20 protein-coding genes are annotated in these 21,066 nt (G+C 63.8%); 16 read left to right on the top strand and 4 right to left on the bottom strand.

The window, feature by feature from the left end; genetic code table 11:
- Both groEL and NKH04_RS24390 read right to left on the bottom strand, forming a co-directional pair.
- On the bottom strand, positions 1 to 895 hold an 895-nt coding region (groEL, locus tag NKH04_RS24395; RefSeq protein WP_353045102.1), incomplete at its 3' end, for a chaperonin GroEL.
- A 101-nt stretch (positions 896 to 996) separates the two neighbouring features.
- The gene (locus NKH04_RS24390; RefSeq protein WP_352471004.1) at positions 997 to 1,335 is read right to left on the bottom strand and encodes a co-chaperone GroES; all 339 of its coding nucleotides are present in this window, start codon (positions 1,333 to 1,335) and stop codon (positions 997 to 999) included.
- Between the two features lie 242 nt (positions 1,336 to 1,577).
- Here NKH04_RS24390 and NKH04_RS24385 point away from each other — a divergent pair, with 242 nt between their 5' ends.
- Positions 1,578 to 1,850 carry a hypothetical protein gene (locus tag NKH04_RS24385; RefSeq protein ID WP_352471005.1) on the top strand — a complete coding sequence of 91 codons (273 nt, stop codon included), beginning with the start codon at positions 1,578 to 1,580 and terminating at the stop codon, positions 1,848 to 1,850.
- A complete protein-coding gene (locus NKH04_RS24380; protein ID WP_353045101.1) occupies positions 1,847 to 2,113 on the top strand; it encodes a DUF1488 family protein in 267 nt (88 codons plus the stop codon). Before NKH04_RS24385 ends, NKH04_RS24380 begins: the two co-directional genes overlap by 4 nt.
- A gap of 30 nt (positions 2,114 to 2,143) precedes the next feature.
- On the opposite strand, the gene NKH04_RS24375 is transcribed toward NKH04_RS24380, so the two are convergent.
- Positions 2,144 to 2,335, bottom strand: coding sequence for a hypothetical protein (locus tag NKH04_RS24375; protein WP_352501784.1), 192 nt, complete (start codon positions 2,333 to 2,335; stop codon positions 2,144 to 2,146).
- Between the two features lie 364 nt (positions 2,336 to 2,699).
- Between NKH04_RS24375 and NKH04_RS24370 the strand changes: the two genes are divergently transcribed.
- The 14 genes from NKH04_RS24370 to NKH04_RS24305 all read left to right on the top strand — a co-directional run bounded on the left by NKH04_RS24370 (position 2,700) and on the right by NKH04_RS24305 (position 18,653).
- Entirely contained in the window at positions 2,700 to 3,110 is a 411-nt protein-coding gene (locus NKH04_RS24370; RefSeq protein ID WP_352471008.1) for a DUF3168 domain-containing protein, read from the top strand.
- A 379-nt stretch (positions 3,111 to 3,489) separates the two neighbouring features.
- Positions 3,490 to 3,789 carry a hypothetical protein gene (locus NKH04_RS24365; protein ID WP_353045100.1) on the top strand — a complete coding sequence of 100 codons (300 nt, stop codon included), beginning with the start codon at positions 3,490 to 3,492 and terminating at the stop codon, positions 3,787 to 3,789.
- 64 nt (positions 3,790 to 3,853) lie between these two features.
- Positions 3,854 to 4,519: a response regulator transcription factor gene (locus tag NKH04_RS24360; protein WP_023718390.1), complete on the top strand. Its 666-nt coding sequence runs from the start codon at positions 3,854 to 3,856 to the stop codon at positions 4,517 to 4,519.
- Positions 4,520 to 4,529: 10 nt separating this feature from the next.
- Positions 4,530 to 5,957: an ATP-binding protein gene (locus NKH04_RS24355; RefSeq protein ID WP_352471109.1), complete on the top strand. Its 1,428-nt coding sequence runs from the start codon at positions 4,530 to 4,532 to the stop codon at positions 5,955 to 5,957.
- A 121-nt stretch (positions 5,958 to 6,078) separates the two neighbouring features.
- Positions 6,079 to 6,513, top strand: a complete 435-nt coding sequence (locus NKH04_RS24350; protein WP_023677823.1) for an RT0821/Lpp0805 family surface protein — start codon at positions 6,079 to 6,081, stop codon at positions 6,511 to 6,513.
- A gap of 278 nt (positions 6,514 to 6,791) precedes the next feature.
- A complete protein-coding gene (gene ccmI, locus NKH04_RS24345; protein WP_353045099.1) occupies positions 6,792 to 7,928 on the top strand; it encodes a c-type cytochrome biogenesis protein CcmI in 1,137 nt (378 codons plus the stop codon).
- 3 nt (positions 7,929 to 7,931) lie between these two features.
- On the top strand, positions 7,932 to 8,375 hold the full coding sequence (gene ccmE / locus NKH04_RS24340; RefSeq protein ID WP_352471012.1) for a cytochrome c maturation protein CcmE: 444 nt from the start codon (positions 7,932 to 7,934) through the stop codon (positions 8,373 to 8,375).
- Between the two features lie 14 nt (positions 8,376 to 8,389).
- A complete protein-coding gene (locus NKH04_RS24335) occupies positions 8,390 to 10,378 on the top strand; it encodes a heme lyase CcmF/NrfE family subunit (RefSeq protein WP_353045098.1) in 1,989 nt (662 codons plus the stop codon).
- The gene (locus NKH04_RS24330) at positions 10,375 to 10,839 is read left to right on the top strand and encodes a cytochrome c-type biogenesis protein (RefSeq protein WP_353045097.1); all 465 of its coding nucleotides are present in this window, start codon (positions 10,375 to 10,377) and stop codon (positions 10,837 to 10,839) included. Before NKH04_RS24335 ends, NKH04_RS24330 begins: the two co-directional genes overlap by 4 nt.
- 116 nt (positions 10,840 to 10,955) lie before the next feature.
- A complete protein-coding gene (locus tag NKH04_RS24325) occupies positions 10,956 to 12,512 on the top strand; it encodes a Do family serine endopeptidase (RefSeq protein WP_353045096.1) in 1,557 nt (518 codons plus the stop codon).
- Between the two features lie 399 nt (positions 12,513 to 12,911).
- The gene (locus tag NKH04_RS24320; protein ID WP_254819962.1) at positions 12,912 to 13,586 is read left to right on the top strand and encodes a response regulator transcription factor; all 675 of its coding nucleotides are present in this window, start codon (positions 12,912 to 12,914) and stop codon (positions 13,584 to 13,586) included.
- Between the two features lie 6 nt (positions 13,587 to 13,592).
- Positions 13,593 to 15,062 carry a sensor histidine kinase gene (locus NKH04_RS24315; RefSeq protein WP_353045095.1) on the top strand — a complete coding sequence of 490 codons (1,470 nt, stop codon included), beginning with the start codon at positions 13,593 to 13,595 and terminating at the stop codon, positions 15,060 to 15,062.
- Positions 15,062 to 18,028: a bifunctional [glutamine synthetase] adenylyltransferase/[glutamine synthetase]-adenylyl-L-tyrosine phosphorylase gene (locus NKH04_RS24310; RefSeq protein ID WP_353045094.1), complete on the top strand. Its 2,967-nt coding sequence runs from the start codon at positions 15,062 to 15,064 to the stop codon at positions 18,026 to 18,028. The genes NKH04_RS24315 and NKH04_RS24310 overlap by 1 nt, the downstream gene beginning before the upstream one ends.
- A 145-nt stretch (positions 18,029 to 18,173) precedes the next feature.
- Entirely contained in the window at positions 18,174 to 18,653 is a 480-nt protein-coding gene (locus tag NKH04_RS24305; protein ID WP_353045093.1) for an EF-hand domain-containing protein, read from the top strand.
- A 50-nt stretch (positions 18,654 to 18,703) separates the two neighbouring features.
- On the opposite strand, the gene NKH04_RS24300 is transcribed toward NKH04_RS24305, so the two are convergent.
- Positions 18,704 to 21,031, bottom strand: coding sequence for a PAS domain-containing sensor histidine kinase (locus tag NKH04_RS24300; protein ID WP_353045092.1), 2,328 nt, complete (start codon positions 21,029 to 21,031; stop codon positions 18,704 to 18,706).
- Positions 21,032 to 21,066: the final 35 nt, after the last annotated feature.

Here is a 21,066-nt window from a genome sequence, read left to right as displayed (position 1 = left end):
GTCCGGCGGTGAGCACGGCGATGTCTTCCAGCATCGCCTTGCGGCGGTCACCGAAGCCAGGCGCCTTGACGGCCGCTACCTTGAGGCCGCCGCGCAGCTTGTTGACGACCAGCGTTGCCAGCGCTTCGCCCTCGACGTCCTCGGAGATGATCAGCAGCGGCCTGCCGCTTTGCACTACGGCTTCGAGGATGGGCAGCAGCGCCTGCAGATTGCCGAGCTTCTTTTCGTGGATGAGCACGTAGGGCTCTTCCAGCTCGACGCGCATCTTCTCGGCATTGGTGACGAAATAGGGCGAGAGATAGCCGCGGTCGAACTGCATGCCTTCGACGACGTCTAGTTCGGTTTCGGCGGTCTTGGCTTCCTCGACGGTGATGACGCCGTCATTGCCGACCTTGTCCATCGCCTTGGCGATCATGGCGCCGACGCTGGTGTCGCCATTGGCGGCAATGGTGCCGACCTGCGCGATCTCTGCTGAGGACTTGACCTTCTTGGCGCGCGCCTGGATTTCCTTGACGACGGCGCTGACGGCAAGATCGATGCCGCGCTTGAGGTCCATCGGGTTCATGCCGGCGGCAACGAATTTGGCGCCCTCGCGCAGGATGGAAGCGGCAAGCACCGTGGCGGTGGTGGTGCCGTCGCCGGCAAGGTCGTTGGTCTTCGAGGCCACTTCGCGCACCATCTGCGCGCCCATGTTTTCGAACTTGTCGGAAAGCTCGATTTCCTTTGCCACGGCCACCCCGTCCTTGGTGACGCGCGGCGCGCCGTAGGCCTTGTCGATAATGACGTTGCGGCCTTTGGGGCCGAGCGTCACCTTGACGGCGTTGTTGAGGATTTCGACGCCGCGCAGCATGCGGTCACGCGCGTCGGTGGAGAATTTGATTTCCTTGGCAGACATGATCTTTTCCAGTTCGGTTGTCGTGGCAAGGCGCTTGCAGCGCCTGAATCAAAGCTCGGAGCGTCCTTTGCGCGCGCGCGGGAGGGCGCGCGGCCTTCCAATCAGGCGGCCTTCTTGGCAGCCACGGTCTTGTCGATGATGCCCGTCTCGCTTTTTTCGATGATGCCCATGATATCGGCCTCCTTCATGATCAGAAGGTCCTCGCCGTCTATCTTGACCTCGGTGCCGGACCATTTGCCGAACAGAATGAGGTCGCCGGCCTTGACGTCGAGCGGGATCAGCGCGCCGCTTTCGTCCCGCGCGCCCGGCCCGACAGCGATCACTTCGCCTTCCTGCGGTTTTTCTTTGGCATTGTCGGGGATGATGATGCCGCCCTTGGATTTGGTGTCGCTTTCGGCGCGCCGAATGACGACGCGATCGTGGAGTGGCCGGAATTTCATGGGGACTCTTTCTGGGGCCAGCTTAGGCGGCCGCCCCTCTCTATAGGCGCCCTGGCACTCGATTGATAGGAGCGCCAAAAAATATTCATAGGGCACATGAAATATTGAACGTATTATCTTGCCTGGTTATCCCCTGGTGTTCGGGCCTTGCCGAATATTAATGAAATTGAATTTCTATCTTTGAACACCTATTTTATGGTGAATTCACATTCACGACTTTCGCTGCAAGGGAGATTTTACCGATGGCCGAAGGCAATCAGAACATCATGGAAAAAGCTCAGGCCCGCTTCATGGAAAATCAAAAGAAGACGGCGGAGCGGAACAAAGCAACTGCCGAATATCTCTCGGAAGCCAAGGCGAGGAGCATCAAAACGGCAAGGCTGAGGGAATTGCGACTGGCCAAGGAAGAGGCGGACCGCGCGGCGGAAGCTCTGAATCCGGTCGCACCAAAGAAGAAGCGGGCGTCACGGGCAGTCAAGAAGGCCGTATCTGCATCGACGGAGGCGAAATCATGAGCCTGACATTTCCCAATCCCAGCCGCAGCTACGACGAGGCAAGCAAACGCATCCGCTTCGTCGGCCATGACGGGATGTTCCAGATTTCCTTCTCTGTCGCAACCGATGCCATCTCCAAGATGCAGCCGGGAACGGCGGCCTCAGAAGCTACCTACCTGGCAGCCTTCGACACGGCTTCCAACTCGATCCACGATGTCGCCAAGAATGCCTATGCCCGCACCCGCAGGAGCATATATGTGCTGACTGCGGCCGATTTTCGCTAGTCCGTCGCGATCCGTCCACAAGACGCTTTCTCAGGGCTTCCGGTCCGCCTTCGCTCGCCGCTTGACGTCGCGACCGTTCAGCCGGTCGACCATCGCGTCCGCATCGCGCGTGTTCAAACTGGCCGTGAGTTGCTGCTTGAGCTCGACCGGCTGGCCGGTGAAGACGTCGAAGACGGTCCAGCTGTGAGGATGTTCCATACGGAGCGCGTAGCGCTTTGCCATCTTGGGTCCTTTCGTTTCCGCCCAATCAATGAATGTCGCTCGATCAGGCCTGGGCGATGAAGAATACTGCCGCCACGACAAGCACCGTCCACAAAACGACGGACAGCTTCAGGGCCAGGCTACCGTACGCCGAGAGCACCTCCCGAGTGTGGCTGCCAAATGACTTCGCGCAGGTTGGCATCACCCTCAAGGGTCCGTGGCGCGGACGGCCGGGGCGTCGCGCATTCCAGGAGCAGGGCTTATTGCCGAAATCATGAAGGTTCATAATCCGCATGAGACGCGCTGATTCGCGCTTTGGCGGGATGCCTTCATGCAACGCAGCTACGCAGCCGGGAGGTCGACGCGACGGACGAAGGGAAAGACGATGACCGCGCCGGCCGTCGAATTGCAGAAGGCCATATTCGAGGCAGTGAATGACGATCCCGATTTATCGGCGGCACTGGGCGACGCACGATTGTTCGACCGTGCGCCGGAAAATGTTGCGTTCCCCCACATGACCTTCGGCCGCACCAGCGTCTACGATTGGGCAACGGGAATGGAGAACGACGCAGAACAGTTGCTGACGTTGCATGTCTGGTCGAAATCAGAGGCCAGCAAGGAAACCAATGACATCATGGACCTTGTTAGCACCCGCCTGCGCGATACGGCTCTCTCGCTCGGCGAACATCGCCGCGCCTACCTCAAGCTCGAATTCGCCGAAGCCCGCTACGACGAGGACCTTTCGGCCCATCACGGGCTGCTGCGCTTCCGCGCCGTGATCAAGGACGAGGGCTGACCACCGGGCATTTTTTACAATCCGGCAATTTTGTTCTTGCTTTGTGCCGGCAGCTATGCTACTAATTCGCCTATGGTGCTGATGGCGCCAGCGACCCGCCGCAGAGGCGGGTTTTTATTTCCGTCGGTTCGCCTGAATCTGCCTTCGGTTGCCGGATCGATTGTCGAAGTCGGGGCAAACCTGAAGCGATTGCCTTTCACTGCCAAACGATGCCCGGTTGTCGGCGAAGGATCGGAGGGCTAGGTTAAACTTGGCAATTTCGCGGGATGGGCGGCGAAATGGCAATCCGGTAATCTCGCGCTTCAGGGGTGTGGCGGGCATGCATTCGAGCGTTCACCGTTCATATCACGTTCAGCACCGGCGCGTTAGAACGCTGACCATGAAAACCCTTCGCTCCCACTTCCGGACCGCGGCACTGGCGCTGTCAGCCGCCGGTCTGCTTGCGTCGCAGGCGATGGCGATCCCCATTGTCGTGCCCGAGCAGCCCCAACCGGTCGTCCTCGCCGCCTCCGACTGCTATGCGATCGGCCAGCAGGTGGCCGAGCAGAATGGCGGCACCTTGGCCAAGGCCTCGCAGTCGACACGCGGCGGCCAGCCGGTCTGCGTCATCGTCGTGCTGGTTCCGGGCAAGGAAGGGCAGCGTCCGCGTCGCTCGGAGATCGTCGTTCCGCTGAACTGAACCGTGCCGTTTCCCAGTCTGCCGGAATCGGCCTATATCTGAACAGCTTCAACAGGCCTTCCGCATGCGCGTACTCGTCGTCGAAGATGACAAGGATCTCAACCGGCAGATCGGCGACGCGCTGGTCGATGCCGGCTATGTCGTCGACCGCGCTTTCGACGGCGAGGAAGGGCACTTTCTCGGCGACACTGAGCCCTACGATGCCGTGGTGCTCGACATCGGCCTGCCGCAGATGGACGGCATCAGCGTGGTCGAACGCTGGCGGCGCGGCGGCCGCAAGATGCCGGTGCTGATCCTGACGGCACGCGACCGCTGGAGCGACAAGGTTGCCGGCATCGACGCCGGCGCCGACGACTACGTCACCAAACCCTTCCACATCGAGGAAATCCTGGCCAGGGTGCGGGCCTTGATCCGGCGTGCTGCCGGGCACGCTTCGTCCGAACTGACCTGCGGGCCGCTCCGCCTCGACACCAAGGCCTCCAAGGCCGACGTCGACGGCGTGCCGCTGAAGCTGACCTCGCACGAATTCCGCTTGCTTGCCTATTTGATGCACCACATGGGCGAGGTGGTGTCCCGGACCGAGCTGGTCGAGCATCTCTACGACCAGGATTTCGACCGCGATTCCAACACGATCGAGGTCTTTGTCGGACGGCTTCGCAAGAAGATGGGCATCGACATGATCGAAACTGTTCGCGGCATGGGCTACCGCATGCGTAAGCCGGAGGCGTAACGCGGAACCGCTGCCTACAAAACCCGCCGTCTCGAACACGCCGTCGCTGCGGTCATGGCCGCGTTCGGTGGCGTTTCGCGTCATCGCCTTTTCCACCGTCTGGGCGATCCTCACTCTGGTCGTCATCTTCACCTTGATCACCACGCTCTATCGCCAGGCCAGCGAGCGCGGTTTCGACAGCCTGCTTTCGGCGCATCTGTTCAACCTGATCGGCTCGGTCGGCGTTTCTGAAAGCGGCCAATTGACCGGCGCCCCCGACCTTGGTGATTTGAGGTTCTCGGAACCGAATTCCGGCTGGTACTGGTCGGTCGAGCCTGCCTCGGAAGGCGTGCACGGCGATCTCCATTCGTCGTCGATGACCAAGGCGATCCCGTCGCCAAGCGTTGCCGAGGTGCCCTTCAATGCCAGCTTCCAGCGCAGCTATTCAGCGGACGGCATCGAAGGCGAGCAGTTGGAGGTGTTCGAGAGCGAGTTCGTGCTCGATGCGAAAAACCGCGCCGCGCGCTTCCGCGTCATGGGCAACCAGACCGAGCTCGAGCAGGAAATCGCCACCTTCCAGCGGCGCCTTTTGACCTATCTGTCGCTGTTCGGCGTCGGCATGATCGCCATCAATGCGATTGCCATCCTGCTCGGCCTGCAGCCGCTGCGCCGGGTCAGGAATGCGCTTGCCATGGTGCGCGAAGGAACCGCGCAGCGCCTAGACGGCCGTTTCCCGGCCGAGATAGAGCCGCTCGCCAACGAGACCAATGCGCTGATCGAGAACAACAGGCGTATCGTCGAGCGGTCGCGCACGCAGGTCGGCAACCTCGCGCACTCGCTGAAGACGCCGCTTGCCGTGCTGCTCAACGAGGGACGGGCGCTGGGTGGCGCCAAGGGCCAGCTGATCGCCGAGCAGGCCGCTTCCATGCAAAAGCAAGTGGACCATTATCTGCAACGTGCCCGCGTCGCCGCGCAGCGCGACAGCGTAGTCTACCGTACGCCGGTGGCGCCGCTGGTCCAGCGCATGGTTCGGGTGCTGCAAAAGCTCAACCCGCAGACGGCGCTGTCGCTGTCGCTGCCGGCCACCGACATCGTCTTTGCCGGCGAACGCGAGGACCTGGAGGAGCTGCTCGGCAATCTGCTCGACAATGCGATGAAATGGGCAAGGAGCGCGGTCGCCGTTTCGGTCAAGCCAATCTCCAGCAAAGGTGGCGCTGGCACGGAAGGCGCAGCCAACCTGTTCGAGATCAGCATCGAGGATGACGGCCCCGGCATTCCCGACGACAAGGCGCGCGAGGTGTTGCAGCGCGGCCGGCGGCTCGACGAGACAAAACCGGGCAGCGGGCTCGGACTTGCCATTGTCGCCGACCTTGTCAACGAGTATGGAGGCTCTCTGGCGCTGGAACGATCCATCATGGGTGGATTGAAGGCGATGGTTCGATTGCGGAGCCTTCAGTAATGCTTTTCCAGATTGCTTTTCCAGGTGGCTGGCTGCGGCCAAATTTCCGACAAACATCGACATTATGGCCGCGCCAGCTGCTGACAGCGCGGCGGTCCAGCTCAAGAAAGCCGGTATTGGCATGAAGATTCGCGTCGCGCTCGTTTCCGCCCTGCTCGCCGTCTCCGGCTGCACGACGCTCGGCAAGGGCCCGGCCGTTACGGTGACGCCGGCCGCGACGCCCCCCAGCGGCGCCAAGGTGGCGACGACGATCATCTCCGCCATGGGCGGCGGCCTCGTCGGCGGTTCTATCGGCGCCGGCCTGAGCGAGACCGAGAAGCGCAGCGCGCTCGAGGCGGAATACAAGGCGCTTGAATACACGGCGAGCGGCCAGAAAGTGGCTTGGAAGAGCGACAGTTCGGCCCATCGCGGCGAAGTGGTCGCCGCCCAGCCCTATCGCGTCGGCTCGCAGGACTGCCGGCAATACACCCATACGGTGTTTACCGGCACCGCCGGCGCCACCGCGCGCGGAACCGCCTGCCGCAATGCCGACGGCAGCTGGACGCCGCTGACGTAGAGCAATTCCAGGAAAGTGTGAAACGGTTTTCCGTCCGGAATTGCGCAAAAACAAAGACGCCCGGCCGTCGATCCGCCGATACCGGTCCGGCACTAAAGCGCGTCGCGTTCGACCGGCGTCATGCGACGCGCTATAGGTTCTTGTTTTGATGCATGGTCGTTATCGCAAAACCGCTGCACACTTTTGCGCGACATGCATTATCGATCGGAGCGGCCCCGCCAAAGCGTCGCAGCACGCTTGTGTTGGCAGGGCAAGGGTCTCGTTCTATTGGAAGAGCCATGCTGTTTTGGGTCATAGCCGCACTCCTGACGCTGGGCGCAAGCTTGGCGGTGCTGCTGCCGTTGGCCGGCGGATCGAAGAACGCGTCCGCTGCCGGCGATCACGACCTTGAAGTCTATCGCGACCAGCTGGCCGAGCTTGACCGCGATATGGCGCGTGGCCTGATCCGGCCAATGGAGGCCGAAGAGGCACGCGCCGAAATCGCCCGCCGCATCCTTCGCCTGAGCAATGCCGGCCACGCCGACGAGACGGCGACGCAGCCGTCGCGGTCGACAAGGCTGGTGGCGACGGCGGCCGTGCTGCTGGTTCCGCTGGTCAGCTGGGGCCTCTATGGCCAGCTCGGCTCACCCGACCTGCCGTCGCAGCCGCTCAGCGAACGCCTGGCCAAGAACCCCGCCGACAGCTCGGTCGACGAGCTGATAGCCCGCGCCGAGGCGCACCTGGCGACCAACCCATCCGATGGCCGCGGCTGGGACGTGCTGGCGCCGGTCTATCTGCGCATGCAGCGATACGCCGATGCGGTGACCGCCTATCGCAACGCCATCCGCCTCGACGGCGACAGCGCCGCCCGCCAGGCGGGTCTTGGCGAGGCGATCGCCAATGCGGCCGGCGGCATTGTCTCCGCCGAAGCGCAGGCGGCTTTCGAGGCGGCGTTGAAGCTCGATCCGGCCAATCCGAAGGCCTCGTTCTATCTCGCCATGGGCATGGCACAGGAAGGCCGCATAGCTGAAGCCACGGCGGCCTGGCAAAAGATGCTTGCCGCCTTGCCGCAGGGCTCGCCGTGGCGCGGCGCCGTCGAGCAGGCGCTGGCCGAATCCGCCGCCCGCAGCGTCGCTTCGGAGGCGCCCGCGAAAGGGCCGACCGCCGAGGATATCGATGCTGCCTCCTCGATGTCGCCGCAGGACCGGCAAGCCATGATCAGCACCATGGTTGCCGGCCTCGACGAAAGGCTTCGGCAAAATCCGCGCGACGAGGAAGGGTGGATGCAGCTCGTTCGTTCCTATGCCGTGCTGGGCAAGACAGATCAGGCGCGTGACGCGCTCAATCGCGGTATCGCCGTCTTTGGCGCGGACAGTGACCAGGCCAGGAAATTCACCGCCTTTGCCGCCTCGCTTGGCGTGACGGCGACGGAGTAGACGATGACGCGCAAGCAGAAACGACTGTCGGTGATCGCAGCGGGGCTGGGGTTTCTCGGTGTTGCCACGGGGCTGACCTTCTATGCGCTTGGCCAGAAGGCCTCCTATTTCTACATGCCGGCCGATCTGGCCACCGCCAGCCTTCAGCCGGGCCAGCGCATAAGGCTCGGCGGTCTTGTCGAAAAAGGCACGGTCGAGCGTGGCCAAGGCGCCACCGTCGCCTTTTCGGTGACCGACAACCAGAAGGACGTCAAGGTCACCTATACCGGCATTCTTCCCGACCTCTTCCGGGAAGGACAGGGCGTGATCACCGAAGGCTCGTTTGGCCCTGACGGAATCTTTGTCGCCGACAGCGTGCTGGCCAAGCATGACGAGACCTATATGCCCAAGGAAGTGGCCGATGGCCTCAAGGCCAAGGGCGTATGGCAGGAGAGCAAGAGTGACTAGCGGGTGCGGTGACAATGGTTGAAACCGGACATTTCGCCCTGGTCCTGGCGTTTGCGCTGGCCCTGGTGCAGACGATGGTGCCGCTGTTCGGTGCGCGCACCGGCAACCACAAGATGATGGCCGTCGGCGCACCGGCCGCGCTGACCGGCTTTGCCTTGACGGCGCTGTCTTTCGCGGCGCTGGCAACCGCCTACGCCGGCTCGGACTTCTCGGTTGAGAGCGTCTGGGAGAACTCGCATTCGCTGCAGCCGCTGATCTACAAGATCACCGGAACCTGGGGCAATCACGAAGGTTCGATGCTGCTCTGGGTGCTGATCCTGACCTTCTTCGGCGCGCTCGTCGCCGTCTTCGGCGGCAATCTTCCGACGACGCTCCGGGCCAATGTGCTTGCCGTGCAGGGAGCGATCGGCGCCACTTTCTTCCTGTTCATCCTGACGACGTCGAACCCGTTCGTCAGGCTCAATCCGGCGCCTATCGAGGGCCGCGATCTCAACCCGATCCTGCAGGACCTCGGCCTCGCCATCCATCCGCCGCTGCTTTATCTCGGCTATGTCGGTTTCTCGATCTGCTTTTCCTTCTCTGTCGCTGCCCTCATCGAGGGCCGCATTGACGCTTCGTGGGCGCGCTGGGTAAGGCCGTGGACATTGGTTGCCTGGATGTTCCTCACCGGCGGCATCGCCATGGGCTCCTACTGGGCCTACTACGAGCTCGGCTGGGGCGGCTTCTGGTTCTGGGATCCGGTCGAGAACGCATCCTTCATGCCGTGGCTGGCGGGCACGGCGCTGCTGCATTCGGCGATCGTCATGGAAAAGCGCTCGGCGCTGAAGATCTGGACGCTGCTTCTGGCGATCCTGACCTTCTCGCTGTCGCTGCTCGGCACCTTCCTGGTGCGCTCCGGCGTGCTGACCTCGGTGCACGCATTCGCCACCGATCCGACGCGCGGCGTGTTCATCCTCTGCATCCTGACGCTGTTCATCGGCGGCTCGCTGGCGCTGTTTGCCTTGCGCGCCTCCCGGCTGACGGCCGGCGGCCTGTTTCACCCGATCTCGCGTGAAGGCGCGCTGGTCCTGAACAATCTGTTCCTGACCACCGCCACCGCCACCGTGCTGGTCGGCACGCTCTACCCGCTCGTGGTCGAAGCCCTGTCTGCCGACAAGATTTCGGTCGGCGCGCCCTTCTTCAACCTGACATTCGGCCCGCTGATGGTGCCGCTCTTGGTCGTCGTGCCGTTCGGGCCGCTCCTCGCCTGGAAGCGCGGTGACATTTTCGCGGTCGCCCAGCGTCTGATGGCGGCTTTCGCGGCGGCGCTGCTCGCCGTGCTGGTGACGGCCCTGTTCATCGATGGCGCTTCGGTGTTTGCGGCACTCGGTGTCGGCCTTGCCTTCTGGCTGATCTGCGGCGCGCTCACCGATCTCGCCGTCAAATCCGGCTTCGGCACCGTCGCGCCCGCCACCATGCTCAGGCGCTTCGCCGGCCTGCGGCGCTCGGTCTTCGGAACAGCGCTTGCGCATCTCGGCCTCGGGCTGACAACGCTCGGCATTGTCGGCACGCTTTGCTTCGGCACCGAAAAAATCCTGTCGATGCATGCCGGCGAGACCGTCGAACTGTCCGGCCATAAGCTGCGCTTCGAGGGGCTCTATCCGGCCCAGGGGCCTAACTACAGTGAGGATCGCGGCCGCTTCGCCCTGCTTGGCGCCGACGGCAGCGTCGCAGGCGAGATCACCTCGGCCAAGCGCTCATATCCGGTGCGCCAGATGACCACGACCGAATCCGGCATCAGGACGATCGGCTTCAGCCAGCTCTATCTTTCGCTTGGCGACGAGGGCAGCGATGGCTCTGTGGTCGTTCGTCTGTGGTGGAAGCCGCTGGTGACGCTGATCTGGGGCGGCGGAATGGTGATGATGGCGGGCGCGGCGATGTCGCTGCTCGACCGCCGCCTGCGCGTCGGCGCACCGTCGCGCCGCAAGGCTGCGGCCGGCGTGCCATCGGCGAGCCCGCAATGAAAAGGGTCACGCTGGCCTCGCTGGTCCTGCTGCTGGCGCTGTTGTTCGCCGGCGTCGCGCAGGCCGTCAAGCCCGACGAGGTGCTGGCCGACCCGGCGCTCGAGGCAAGGGCGCGCGCTTTGTCGGAAGGCCTGCGCTGCATGGTCTGCCAGAACCAGTCGATCGACGAGTCCGATGCCGACCTCGCCCGCGACCTGCGGATCCTTGTGCGCCAGCGCCTGGTCGCCGGCGATACCGACCGGCAGGTGATGGACTATGTCGTTTCGCGCTACGGCGAATTCGTGCTGCTGAAGCCACGCTTCAATCTGCGCAATGTTTTGCTCTGGGGGACGCCAGTTCTTCTGCTGCTCGTTGGCGGGACATTCATCCTACTGGCCGCCCGCTCGCGCCGTTCGACGGTGACCGCTGGATTAACTGCCGAGGAACAGGCGGCGCTGGACAAGATGCTCCGCCGCGATTGATCGATACATTACGAAAGTTTCATGTACCGGAAATGGCGTCGTAATGTGCGGCTCTCTATTTCCTTTGTCGAGGATGCCAATCAAGGGGCGTCCCTTGAAAAGAGGATACGAGAACCATGAATGTTGCCCCCAATTCATATCTACGCACCCGCAAACGCCTGCTGGCCGCAGCCGCATCCCTGGCCATTGCCGGCGCGATCGGCTTTGGTGCTGTTGCCACCGGGACAGCCCCGGTGCTGGCCGACGCCGTGCGTGTCGAGGCACCGCAGGTCCCGAGCTTCGCCGATGTGGTCGAGCGCGTTTCGCCGGCGGTCGTCAGCGTGCGCGTCAAGGCCAAGATCCAGTCGACGGCCGATGACGGTTCCGGCCAGATGGACGACGAGGACGGTCTAGGCAATCTTCCCGACAACCCGCAGCTGCGCCGGTTCTTCCGCGAATTCCGCGGCTTTGGCGATCAAGGCGGCGATCAGGGCCCGAACGGAATGCGCCGTTTTGGACATCGTGACCGTAACAACGACCACCCGCGGCCGGTGGCGCAAGGGTCCGGCTTCTTCATCTCCGATGACGGCTATCTCGTCACCAACAACCATGTCGTCGAGGAGGGCACCGCCTTCACCGTGGTGACCAATGACGGCAAGGAACTCGACGCCAAGCTGATCGGCACCGATCCGCGTACCGATCTTGCGGTGCTCAAGGTCGATGACGGCAACAAGTTCACCTATGTCGACTTCGCCGACGATTCCAAGGTTCGCGTCGGCGACTGGGTGGTGGCTGTCGGCAATCCGTTCGGCCTCGGCGGCACGGTTACCGCAGGCATCGTTTCGGCCCGCGGCCGCGATATCGGCGCCGGTCCCTATGACGACTTCATCCAGATCGACGCCTCGGTGAACCGCGGCAATTCGGGTGGGCCGACCTTCAACCTCAACGGCCAGGTTGTCGGCATCAACACCGCGATCTTCTCGCCGTCGGGCGGCAGCGTCGGCATTGCCTTCGACATTCCCGCTTCGACCGCCAAGCAGGTCGTGCAGGATCTGATGAAGAACGGTACAGTCCAGCGCGGCTGGCTCGGCGTCGAGATCCAGCCGGTCACGCCCGAAATCGCCGAGTCGCTTGGCCTTGGGTCCGGCAAGGGCGCGCTCGTTGCCAGCGCGCAGGACAACGGTCCCGGCAAGAAGGCCGGCATCACCGCCGGTGACGTGATCACCCAGGTGGACGGCAAGGACGTTGCTTCGCCGAAGGAACTCGCCCGTCTGATCGGCGCTTACCCGCCCGGCAAATCTGTCGATGTCACGGTGTGGCGCAACGGCAAGAGCGAGGCGGTCAAGGTCGATCTCGGCAAGCTGCCGTCGAGCGACAAGCAGGCCTCGGCCGACCAGCAGCCTGCCCCCGCGCCGAAGACCGACACGCTCGCCGATCTCGGCCTGACCGTCACCAAGTCTGACAATGGCAAGGGCCTTGTGGTGACCGATGTCGACCCTGACAGCGATGCCGCCGATCGCGGCATCCAGCCCGGCGACGTCATCACCTCCGTCAATTCGGCGGAAGTGAACGGCGCCGGCGACGTCGACAAGGCGATGGCCGACGCGGTGAAGTCCGGCCGCAAGGCGGTGCTGATGCAGATCACCCGCGACGACAGCAACCGCTTCGTCGCACTGCCTGTCGCCAAGGGCTGAGCGCATGACCCCGAACACGTATTCCGTTTTCGGAAAGGCTCATGCGCCGATTCAAGGTGCTAGAGCGTCCTTTGCGCGTCCAAGAGGACGCGCGGCGCTCTAGTGGTCGACTTTTCCGGTGCGGCGGTTTTCAACACCCCCGAGCCGCCGCACGGGAAAGCACGGGGCCTGAATACGTTCGTCAGTCATCGTGTTCCGCCCCAGCGGCAGCGGGCCTCCCATCGCCCGCTGCCGCTCGAACATGCCGCTCAAGGCGTGAGGCGGTTTTAGGCTACGACATGCTAAAACAAAGACTTACCGCGTATCCCTGAATCACTTTGTTCGCGATACGCCATGGAGAAGGCCACGATGAATATGCCGGCCACTCAATCTTCCAGCGAAATCACGTATAACGGTTCTATGAAGATTCTCGTCATAGAAGACGATCGCGAGGCAGCCGACTACCTGCAGAAGGCGTTCGCCGAGGCCGGCCATACCGCCCATGTCGCCGGCGACGGCGAAACCGGCTTCGCGCTCGCCGATTCCGGCGACTATGACGTCATGGTCGTTGATCGCATGATGCCGCGCCGCGATGGCCTGTCCGTCATTGCCGGGCTCAGGTCCCGGGGCAATACGACGCCCGTGCTGATCCTGTCGGCGCTCGGCGAAGTCGACGACCGGGTCACCGGTCTGCGCGCCGGCGGCGACGACTATCTGACCAAACCCTACGCCTTTTCGGAACTGCTCGCCCGCGTCGAGGTGCTGAACCGCCGCGCCAGCGCCAGGGAAGCCGAAACCGTCTACCGGGTCGGTGATCTCGAACTCGACCGGCTGTCGCACTCGGTGCGCCGCGCCGGGCGCGAGATAACGCTGCAGCCGCGCGAGTTCCGCCTGCTCGAATATCTGATGCGCCATGCCGGCCAGGTGGTGACCCGCACCATGCTGCTCGAGAATGTCTGGGACTACCATTTCGATCCGCAGACCAATGTCATCGACGTTCATATCTCGCGGCTGCGGGGCAAGATCGAGAAGGGCTTCGACAAGCCGATCCTGCACACAGTCCGCGGCGCCGGCTACATGCTGAAAAGCGGCTAGAACCCCATGGCTCTTTCCGTGCCGGCCATCATGAAGACGACGGCAGCGCGGCTTTCGGCGCTCTACCTCCTGCTGTTCGCCATCTGCGCGGTGCTGCTCGTGTTCTACATGACCTCGCTGTCGGCGCGCATGCTGACCGGCCAGACCCAGGACACGATCAACGACGAGGTGCTCGGCCTCGCCCGCGCCTATCAGCGCGGCGGCCTCCCGCTGCTGGTCCGCGTCGTCGAGCAGCGCTCCCGCCAGCCCGGCGCCAATCTCTATCTGATCGCCGATGCCAACGGCCAGATCCTGACCGGCAACGTGCAGAGTCTGGAGCCGGGCGTGATCGAGGCCGAGGGCTGGACCACCGAGCCGTTCTCCTACCGCCGCTTCGGCGAGGGCGAGCTCGAGCGGCAGCGCAACCCGGTCTCCGACCCGAACGAGCCCGCCCAGAGCGAAGTACAGGCCGAAGGCGAGAAGGGCCATAACGCCATTGCCCTGGTGCTGCGCCTGCCCAACCAGATGATCATGCTGGTCGGCCGCGACCTCGGCGAGCCGGAGCGCTTCCGCGCCGTCATTCGCCGCGCTCTGATGCTGGCGCTCGGCATGATGGGCGTCGGCGGGCTGCTGATCTGGTTCTTCGTCGGGCGCGCGGCGCTGAAGCGCATCGACAGCGTGTCGGAGGCGAGCCGCCGCATCATGGGCGGCGATCTTTCCGGCCGGCTGCCGGTCACCGGCGCCGGCGACGAGTTCGACCGGCTGTCGGAAAACCTCAATTCCATGCTGGCCAGGATCGCCACGCTGAACGAGGGCCTGAAGCAGGTCTCCGACAACATCGCCCACGACCTGAAAACGCCGCTCACCAGGCTGCGCAATCGCGCCGAGGCGACGCTTTCCGGCAAGCACAACACCAGCGACTACCGGCAGGCGCTGGAAGGAACGATCGCCGAATCCGATCAGCTGATAAAGACCTTCAACGCCATCCTGATGATCTCGCGACTGGAAGCCGGCTATTCCTCGGAAAGCACCACCAGGGTTGATCTGGCCGCTGCCGTGCACGACGTCGTCGAACTCTACGAGCCGGTAGCGGAGGAGGCGGGCGTGACGCTCGAAACTTCGGTGCAAGGTTCCTTCGCCGTCAACGGCAATCGCGAGCTGATTGGCCAGGCGCTGTCCAACATCGTCGACAACGCGATCAAATATTCGACCGACTCGACCTCCAGGCCTACGGTTAGCGTGACGCTGGAGCGTGTCGGTAGCGAGATCAGACTCGCCGTCTCCGACAACGGCCAGGGCATTCCCGACGATGTTGACCGCGCCAGGGTGACCGAGCGTTTCGTGCGGCTGGAAAAGAGCCGCTCGCAGCCGGGATCCGGCCTTGGCTTGAGTCTCGCCAAGGCGATCATGACATTCCACAATGGACGGCTTGAGCTTCTGCCCGGCAATCCCGGATTGTCGGTCGTCATGAGTTTTCCCGGGCGGGACGATCGCTGATGGTTGCAAGGATAGCAGTGCGACGCCTCGAAACGGACTGGCTGTTGAAGCCGGCGGTAGAGCTCGTTCCACTGGATGCAAGCCGCGCCAGGCAGGAATTGTCGGAGATCGCCGACGCCGCGCGGCAAAAGGAACTGCCGCGACTGGCGAAATTTCTCGCCGGCAAGGGGGTCGTCCAGGATTTCCTCGCCGCGGTGTTCGACCTGTCGCCGTTCCTCCGCGATACCGCGCGCCGCCGGCCACGCATACTCGATGCGCTTTTCGACGGGAGCGTCGAGGCGCAGCTGTCATCGATCGGCGCCGCGGTCGACAAGGCGGCACGCGTAGAGGCCGTCTCCGAAAGCAGCCTGATGATGGAGCTGCGCCAATGTAAGGCGGAGGCGCATTTCCTGATCGCCTTGGCCGATCTCGCCGGCGAGGCCGAGACCTCGCTGACGGTGCGGCGACTGAGCGACCTTGCCGACGCCTGCACGCGTGCGGCTGTCGATTTCCTGCTCCGCGACGCGCATGAGCAAGGCAAGCTCCGATTGCCGGATGCCAAAAATCCGGCGCGACGCTCGGGCTGGATTCTGCTCGGCATGGGCAAGCTCGGCGCGCTTGAGCTGAACTTCTCCTCCGACATCGACCTCGTCGTCTTCTTCGACCCCGATGCGCCTGCCGTCGTCGATCCGCTCGATGCCACAGAGCTGTTTTCGCGCCTGACCCGCCGGCTTGTTCGTATCCTCCAGGACCGCACCGAGCACGGTTACGTCTTCCGCACCGATCTCAGGCTTCGTCCCGACCCCGGCTCGACGCCGCTGGCGATCCCGGTCGAGGCGGCGCTGCGCTACTATGAGGCGCGCGGCCAGAACTGGGAGCGCGCCGCCATGATCAAGGCCCGCCCGGTGGCTGGCGATCTTGCCGCCGGCGCCGCGTTCCTGAAGGAACTCCAGCCCTATATCTGGCGCAAATACATGGACTATGCGGCGATTGCCGACGTCCATTCGATCAAGCGCCAGATCCATGCCCACAAAGGCCATGGCGAGGTCGCGGTCAAAGGCCACAATGTCAAGCTCGGTCGCGGCGGCATCCGCGAGATCGAGTTCTTCGTCCAGACCCAGCAGCTTATCGCGGGCGGCCGCTTTCCCGAACTGCGCGGCCGCGAGACCGTGCCGATGCTCGGCGAGCTCGCCGCGCGCGGCTGGATCACCGCCGACGCGCGCGATGCGCTCACCAGGCAATACTGGTTCCTGCGCCGCGTCGAACATGCCATCCAGATGGTTGCCGACCAGCAGACGCATATCCTGCCGGAGGACGAAGAGGGGCTGGAGCGCGTCGCCCGCATGCTGGGCTTTGCCGATGCGGCAGGCTTTGCCGAAACGTTCCGCGCGGCGCTGCACCAGGTCGAGCGCCACTACGCAGCGCTGTTCGAAACCGCGCCGGAGCTTTCGGCCGGCATCGGCAATCTGGTCTTTACCGGGGACGTCGACGATCCCGATACCTTGCAGACCTTGCAGCGGCTCGGCTTCCAGCGGCCGAGCGACATCTGCCGGGTTATCCGCGGCTGGCACTTCGGCCGCTACCGCGTCACCCGGTCGGCGGAGGCGCGCGAGCGGCTGACCGAACTGACGCCGGCGCTGCTGCAAGCCTTCGGTCAGACGCGGCGGGCGGACGAGGCAGTGATCCGCTTCGACGAATTCCTTGCCGGCCTGCCTGCCGGCATCCAGCTGTTTTCGCTGCTGCAGTCGAATCCGGCTTTGCTGAAGCTGATGGCGACTATCATGGGCGCGGCACCGCGGCTGGCCGCCATCATCACGCGCCGGCCGCATGTCTTCGATGGGCTGCTCGATCCGGCGCTGCTGAGCGAACTGCCAAACCGCGCCTATCTGTCGGCGCGCCTTGCCGCCTTCCTCGAAGGCGACAGAGCCTATGAAGACGTGCTCGACCGGCTGCGCATCTTTGCTTCGGAGCAAAAATTCCTGATCGGCGTCAGGCTGCTTGCCGGGTCGATCGACCCGCCGCGCGCCGGCCGCGCTTTTTCCGATCTCGCCGACCTGACCATCGAGGCGGCATTGCAGGCGGTGATGGCGGAATTCGCTTTGCGTCATGGCTATATTGCCGGCGGCCGGGTCGCGCTGCTCGGCATGGGCAAGCTCGGCAGCCGCGAACTGACGGCGGGCTCCGACGTCGACCTCATCCTGCTCTACGATCACGACGCCGATGCGGAGGAGTCCGACGGCGACAAGCCGCTTGCCCCGTCGCATTACTACAGCCGGCTGACACAGCGGCTGATCGCCGCCGTTTCCGCGCCGACCGCCGAGGGCGTGCTCTACGAGCTCGACCTTCGCCTGCGGCCGTCCGGCAACAAGGGGCCGGTGGCCACTCATGTCGACGCCTTCAAGAAGTATCAGCGCCAGGACGCCTGGACATGGGAGCACATGGCGCTGGCGCGGGCCCGCACGATCGGCGGCGATGCCGAGCTCTGCCGCGAGGTCGAAGGGGACGTTGCCGCAGTGCTCGCTCTGCCGCGCGATCCAGCCAAGGTGATGGCCGAGGCATCCGAGATGCGCGCCATGGTCGACAAGGAGAAGCCGCCGCGCGATCCCTGGGACATCAAGTTGATCCCGGGCGGCCTCATCGATCTCGAATTCATTGCCCAGGTTGCGCTGATAACGGGAAAGATCGAGGCAGGCCGCAGGGCCACCGGCACGGCTGAGGTCCTGTCGCGCCTGGCGCCGGATTTCGCCAACGCCCAGGTCAGGCAGGAACTGGTGGATGCCTATTCGCTCTATCTGGCGCTGACCCAGATGATACGGCTTTGCCTCACCGGCGCGTTCGAACGCGACGACGTTCCGCCAGGGCTTTCCGATCTGCTTCTTGCGGTCACCGACCTGCCGGATTTCGGGGTGCTTGAAGCGCACCTCAAGGAGACGTCGCAGAAGGTCAGAAAGGATTTCGACCTTCTGCTTCGTGTGAAACAACCGTGACGGCAACCAGCCGTACGGGCGAGAGCATTGGGCCCAAAATTGCGACCTGCTTTGGGAGGTTCCGATGTTCAATCAAAGAGATGGAGCGGGGGATTGAAGGTCCGCCGCTCTAGCATCGGGGGTGACGATGCAACAGGAGAAGACCATGAGAAAGACAACCAGACTTGCACTCGTTTTCGCAGCCCTGGCCGGCGCCGTCGGCACCGCTGCCTATGCAGACGAGCACTCCGTGGCCGGGCCGCGCGACGGCATGATGATGCGCCTCGGCAAGGTCATGAAGGACAATGACGACACCATCACCTTCGACCAGTTCTCCGACGCCATGGACGCGCGGCTGAAGAAGATGGTCGCCGACAATGGCGGCAAGCTGACCGTGGCACAGCTCGCCGACGCGCTCGAGAAAGCACGCTTCGAGCAGATGGCCAGGCGCATCATCGCCCGTTACGACACCAAGGGCAACGGCACGCTGACCGCCGATGACATCACCAGCCGCCAGAAGAAGGTCTTCGCCATGCTCGACCGTGACAATGACGGGAAAATCGAGAAGAACGAACTGCCGAAGGGTCCCGGCGGTCACCGCCAATGGGACGGCGAGGGCAATGATGGCACTGACGGCATGCAGTGAGAATTGATAACGCTCCGGCGGTGCGAGCCGCCGGAGACTTATTTTGTCATTCAGGCGGCGGCCTTGACCGCCTGCGCGGCTTTCTTGATCGGGATGCGTACCGAGACGATCGTGCCGGTGCCTTCGGTCGAGCGGATCTTCAAGGCGCCACCCTGAAGTTCGGCCAGCGAGCGCGAGATGGCGAGGCCGAGGCCGGAGCCGGCATGGCTCTTGGAGAACTGGTTTTGCACCTGTTCGAATGGCCGCCCGAGCTTGCTCAGCGCCGCCTTCGGGATGCCGCAGCCATTGTCCTCGATCGTCAGGATCAGCGCGCTGGAAATGCTGCGGGCTCTGACCGAGATGTGGCCGCCTTGCCCGGTGAACTTCACCGCATTGGACAGAAGGTTGATGAGGATCTGCTTGATCGCCCTGCGGTCGGCGAACAGCGTCAGCGAATCGGCGATGCGGGTTTCGACGGTAATCGACTTTTCCGCCGCCTGCAGAGAAACGACGCGAACCGTCTCCCTGATGAGCGGGCAGAGATCGATTTCTTCCTGATCCAGGGCGAACTGGCCGGCCTCGATCTTCGACATGTCGAGGATGTCATTGATCACACCGAGAAGATATTTGCCGCTGCCGTTGATGTCGGTGGCATACTCTTCGTAGCGCGGCGAACCCAGCGGCCCGAACAGCCGCCGTTCCATCAGTTCCGAGAAGCCGATGATCGCGTTGAGCGGGGTGCGCAACTCGTGCGACATGTTGGCCAGGAATTCGGATTTGGCCCGGTTTGCCGCTTCGGCGCGCTCGGTTTCCTTCATGTATTTGCGATTGAGTTCGACGAGCTCACGCGCCCGTTCTTCTTCCGCGCGGCGGGCAAGGCTGAGGTCATGGATTGTCGCCATCAGCCGGCGCTCGCTGTCGACCAGCTTCTCCTGGTGCAGCTTGATCTGGGTGATGTCGGAGCCGACGGAGACGGTACCGCCGTCCCTTGTCCGCAACTCGTTCACCTGCAGCCAGCGGCCGTCGGCAAGCTGGCGCTCGAAGGTCACGCCTCCCTGCGGTCCGTTGGTGTTGGCAAGCCGCCGCTCCGAGGCGAAGGCCAGCATGCGTTCCTCCAGAACGGCGCGCGGAGCGCCTGGCATCACGTCGCGATCCAACAGGCCGTTGTCCTGCTGGTATTTGGAATTGCACATGATCAGGCGCTCGGACGAATCCCACAGCACGAAAGATTCGTTGATGTTTTCGATGGCCGTCCTCAGGCGCAGGTCCGCCGCTTCGGAGCGCAGCGCCAGATGCCGCTGCTCGGTGACGTCGACGGCGATGCCGATCAGCTGGATCTCCGGCGCTTCCGGGTCGATAACGTGTGCTCTTGCGCGCATCCAAACCCATTGCCCGTCGGCATGGCGCATCCGGAACACCTGGTCGATATGGTCGATCTCGCGTGCGACGATCCTGTTGGCGAGTTCGAACAAATCGCCGTCCTCGGGATGAATGATTTCATCGACTTCGCCGAACGACAGCATCGTGTCACAAGGCTCGTAGCCCAGCATGTCGTACATCGAGCGCGACCAGTACATCTTGCCGCGCACCATGTCCCAATCCCACAGGCCGCAGCGGCCGCGCACCAGCGCCATGTCGATGCGCTGGTGGGCTTCGAGATAGATGCGATCGGCGGCCTGGGCGCGCGCCGCCTGGCCGAAATAGGCGTACAGGATGATGATCAGCACACCGGCCGTCAGCACGAACAGCGTGACGTTGAGTGAGACCGTCTTGCGCCAGGCGTCAAAAACTGCCTCCCGCGGCACGAACGCTGCCGCGGCACCCCTTCGGCCATTCGCCAGGCTCACTGCCGCGTACCAGTCCTGTCCGCCGATGTTGACCTCCATCACCCCGGCGCGGTCGCCGAACATGAACAGCGGCTGCCCGCCCTGTACGACGCCATCGAGCGACCGGCCCTCCCAGTGCATCGACTGCGGCGATACGGCAATGATCTTGAAGGCGCTATCGGTGATCGCCAGTACGTGGCTTCGGCCCATCGCGCCCTGACGACCGGTGCTCTCCAGCAGGTCCTGGATCGCGCCGGGCGTGGAACCCATGGTCGCATCGGCAGCGATCGAACTGGCCAGTTGGCCGGCGGCCAGCGCAAGGATCGCCTTGGCGTCGCGCTCGATCTCGTCGCGCTCGTTCATCAATGACAGAAAGCGCAGTACTGCGATGATCAACAGAAACATGATAATGAGGGCCGGTATCGATCGCCGCAACAGCGGCTCGGCTGCGAGCAGCCGTCGGTAGGCAGGTTCGGCGATTAGCCGCGTATTGCCCGCGAGACCGTCGCTTCGCGCCTCGCGCCGCCCAAAGGCCGTCCCACCGGGCGCGCCCCACGCGTCCGCCTTCGCCATAAATGGCACTCCCCGATTTTCTGTCCCGCTTGACG

The organism is Mesorhizobium sp. M1365 (assembly GCF_040317865.1).
Lineage (GTDB): Bacteria > Pseudomonadota > Alphaproteobacteria > Rhizobiales > Rhizobiaceae > Mesorhizobium.
Note: the sequence above shows the minus strand (reverse complement) of the source record. Positions and strands in the feature narration are given on the sequence as shown.